Source organism: Acetobacterium sp. MES1 (genome assembly GCF_002237635.1).
Lineage (GTDB): Bacteria > Bacillota > Clostridia > Eubacteriales > Eubacteriaceae > Acetobacterium > Acetobacterium wieringae.
In genome coordinates this window covers 1-3,695 of record NZ_MJUY01000052.1, presented here as the reverse complement: position 1 = coordinate 3,695, position 3,695 = coordinate 1, and the positions used below count along the sequence as shown (strand labels likewise).

6 protein-coding genes are annotated in these 3,695 nt (G+C 40.4%); all 6 read left to right on the top strand.

Translation table 11 applies throughout. The features are described 5' to 3' along the window. Positions 1 to 289 precede the first annotated feature (289 nt). A complete protein-coding gene (locus BI182_RS14440; protein WP_286808907.1) occupies positions 290 to 784 on the top strand; it encodes an HD domain-containing protein in 495 nt (164 codons plus the stop codon). 128 nt (positions 785 to 912) lie between these two features. Beyond that, complete coding sequence (locus tag BI182_RS14435) at positions 913 to 1,278, top strand: GrpB family protein (RefSeq protein ID WP_353744780.1); 366 nt, start codon at positions 913 to 915, stop codon at positions 1,276 to 1,278. A gap of 44 nt (positions 1,279 to 1,322) precedes the next feature. Beyond that, on the top strand, positions 1,323 to 1,520 hold the full coding sequence (locus BI182_RS14430; protein ID WP_286808901.1) for an AAA family ATPase: 198 nt from the start codon (positions 1,323 to 1,325) through the stop codon (positions 1,518 to 1,520). Positions 1,521 to 1,640: 120 nt separating this feature from the next. After that, positions 1,641 to 2,393: a transposase gene (locus BI182_RS14425; RefSeq protein ID WP_263992802.1), complete on the top strand. Its 753-nt coding sequence runs from the start codon at positions 1,641 to 1,643 to the stop codon at positions 2,391 to 2,393. A gap of 30 nt (positions 2,394 to 2,423) precedes the next feature. Further along, the gene (locus tag BI182_RS14420) at positions 2,424 to 3,038 is read left to right on the top strand and encodes a ketopantoate reductase family protein (RefSeq protein WP_286808899.1); all 615 of its coding nucleotides are present in this window, start codon (positions 2,424 to 2,426) and stop codon (positions 3,036 to 3,038) included. Between the two features lie 185 nt (positions 3,039 to 3,223). Then, a partial coding sequence (locus BI182_RS14415; protein ID WP_353744779.1) for a putative immunity protein occupies positions 3,224 to 3,695 on the top strand: 472 nt, incomplete at its 3' end.

Sequence of the window (3,695 nt, the reverse complement as noted above, 5' to 3'; positions counted from 1 at the left end):
GCATAATGATTAATCATTATACCATAGTTAAAAAGCCGGGTTTAGCCGAAATAATTTGATTAAATCAAGACTGTTTTGACACTTATAATTTGACAATTAACACTAAATACACTGCTTTCAAATGGTTTTATAATAAATCATATTGTGGAGCCGCAGCCGCCGGAAAACATGATGGATATTCCGGGGATGCAGGATGAAATGCGCCGTCCCATGATGCTGATTGTATCGGCGAACAAAAAAGTGGATAGATAGAACTAAAACACCTATAAGGTATAAATGGAGGTAATTTATGTTTAAAGAAAAAATTATTATAGAGATGAAAGAAGTATTCAAAGAAATTCCTTTTGGCATAGAGCATACTCTCAAAGTTTTGAAAAATGCAGAAGATATAATGAAAGGAGAAAATATCGGAGAGGAAGAAAAAGAATTCATCAGTATTATTACTATACTACATGATATTGGTGCGGTTGAAGCACAAAAAAAATACGGTTCTATTGATGGTGTCTATCAAGAAAAGGAAGGACCAGAAGTAGCGAAAGAAATATTAAAAAAGGTAGGCTATAACAAAAATATTGATAGAATATGCTTTATAATAGGCAACCATCATACTCCATCTAAAATTGATGGACTTGATTTTCAAATACAATGGGAAGCTGATTTGCTTGAAAATTTAACGGTTATGGATAAAGAAAAAGAACAGGAAAAGATAAAAAAGTGTATAGATGAAAACTTTAAAACAAACACAGGAAAAAGGATAGCTTATAATCGCTTTATTTTAGATTAGTAGTAGATTATTACAGTTATGTATTTTATATCGCAAAGAAAAAATAGTAGTTAAGTTTAACCCTAGATAATAAGCAGCAAAGGAGTGCGATAAGATGATATCTAATAATACCTCCATGCCTACAACGGATGATGAGTTGCAAAAGAATACGGTTGGTTGTTAAGGATTCTGCTGATGAGTCATTCTACGTTCCAGTGTTGGAAGCGGCCGGATATGTGCTACAGATTCGAGAACCTGACTGGTTTGAGCATCGTTTGTTTAAAGGACCGGATACCGATATTAATCTGCATGTGTTCAGTTTGGGCACATCAGAGATTGATAGAATGTTACGCTTCCGTGATTGGTTGCGGACTAATGATACTGATCGGGACAAATATGCACAAGTCAAACGAAGCTTGGCAAAGAATAAATGGAGGCATGTCCAACACTATGCGAATGCTAAAACATCAATAGTACAGGAAATCATGAAAAGAGCGAATAGTAATAATGCTTAAGGAGAGTGTCATGTTTTCTTGGTTTGTTATAGGAGGTTATATCAATGAAAAATACAGTAGATAATTTGTCGAAAAGTAAAGTTATTTTAATGTGCGGCCCTGCGGGAGCAGGTAAATCAACACTAGCAAAAAAATTTGAAAGTACCGGGATGACAATACTATCTTATGATGAAGAATCATTCAAACGAGGTTTGAATGAACATCCTTTACCTCAGGAGGTTTTAGAAGATATTAAAACCTGAATGACATGGGGACGTTTCGTTTGTCATGCCCATCAAGCTGTGAATGACATGGGGACGTTTCGTTTGTCATGCCCATCAAGCTGTGATATACTTGAAAAAAAGCAGGAGGTGAAATCAGAAATGGCAAGACAAGCCCGGGTTAAAAGTGCAACCGGCATTTACCATGTAATGCTGAAGGGTCTGGATGGGCGTAATATTTTTCTGGATGATGCGGATCGATCAATTTTTATGGAAAAGCTGAATAAAGCCAGAGAAATCGGCGGCTTTGAGTTGTATGCCTATTGTCTGATGGACAACCACGTTCATCTGCTGATCAAAGAAGGCGAAGAACTGGGGACCAGCATCAAACGGATGACTGTTGGCTATGTGCAATTGCATAATAACAAATACGGTCGAACTGGGCACCTCTTTCAGAATCGTTTCAACAGCGAAGCCGTGGAGGACGACTTGTATCTGATGACGGTGGTTCGCTACATTCACTGCAATCCCATAAAAGCCGGAATAGCTTCCTGCTTGGAAGAATATCCGTGGAGCAGTTATCATCAGATCAGGCTGGCGTATCAGGGAAAGGCAACGTCACTTGATAGTGGGATAATCAAAGACTATTTTCCAACAGAAGCAGATTTTATTCGATTTTCTGAGGAAGAAAACCAGGACGAATGTCTGGATAACCGCTCAAAAACGAGATGGACAGATGAACGACTGACTGATCTGCTCAGCCAGAACCCCGAATACCGGAATCTGGGAGAATTGTCGGTAGACAAGCGAAATCAGCTGATCCGACAGATTCAGCAGGAAACCGGTGGCAGTATCCGTCAATTGAGCCGAGTGTTGGGACTGGGCAAGATGATGGTGGAGCGGGCCGTGAAATAACGAGCATGACAAACGAAACGTCCCCTTGTCATGCTGAATGGCATTAATATTCCCGAAAGAATAAGAATCGACACTGATAAGGGGGCTGTTTTGCCGGCCTGTGTCTATGTTGGAACCCATGTAGCGGAACCTGGGGTCATTAAACAAAAGGGTGGGAATGGGCGGATTATTTTTGGAGATGATCGAATCAAGGGTGCAAAGGCGGCTGTTCAAACAGCGGCGATCCTTAAAGAATTGAGTATTAACTGTGATTATTTGCCAAATCCTGATTTGGAGATTTGGACAAAATATTTGTTTATTGCGGCGTATGGCACCGTGACTTCAGCAACGGGGAAGACATTAGGGGAAGTTTATGAGAGTAATCAGTTAAAGAGTCATGTGAAAGCGATTATGACCGAAATTGTCGAATTAGCTTCTCAGAAAGGGGTCGAATTTGAAGAAATGGAAATAATGCGTTCGCTGGATAAGGCAAAATCATTTCCATTTGAGGCAAAAACATCTTTTCAAAGAGATTTTGAGAACCCGTTAAAGAAGAACGAAAAGGAGCTATTTGTCGATAATCTACTGGCGATTTCGGAAGAATTCAAGGTGAATGTGCCGATGATAAAGCATTACAATTTGCTGCTCCAAGATCGCGCGCAGTAATAAAATAGGCTGACATGACCCGAAGTGATAGTTTTTTTGATTTTTCTGAGGCAAAAACCAGGATGGCAGTCTGGAGAGTTATTTAAAAATCCGATGGAGTGATGCACATCTTACTGATGTGCGGAATTAGAACAGTGAAGACCAGAATATGGGAGAACTGTCTGTTTAAAAAGAGGGGAATAAACATGCCGAAAACGAGAAAGATGTTAAATGATTGGGACGCACCATACATTCAATCGTTGCGGAGATTAATTGAAACCCAGAGTAAAGAAACCCTTGCAAACTGGGCCATTACTTATTGTGAAGAGAGGCTGCTACCATTGTGGGAGCGGGACTACCCGGATGATCTGCGACCACAGCAGGCTTTGAAGGCGGCTCGGGAATGGTTATCAGGGACAATTAAACTGCCCCAGGCAAAAAAGGAAATCCTCGCCTGCCATGGCGCGGCCCGTGACGCAGAGGGAAATCCGGTTGCCCTGCTCTGTCGTACGCTTGGTGTCAGCGAATCGGGTTACTATAAATTTCTGCGTTCAAAAAGCAAACCGGATAAGCACGCAAATCTTTTGGCGCAAATCTATGAATTAATTCAGGAAGACGAAGAAAACGCCAATTATGGTGTTCGACGTATTTATGATTATCTTCGATTAAATCGGGACT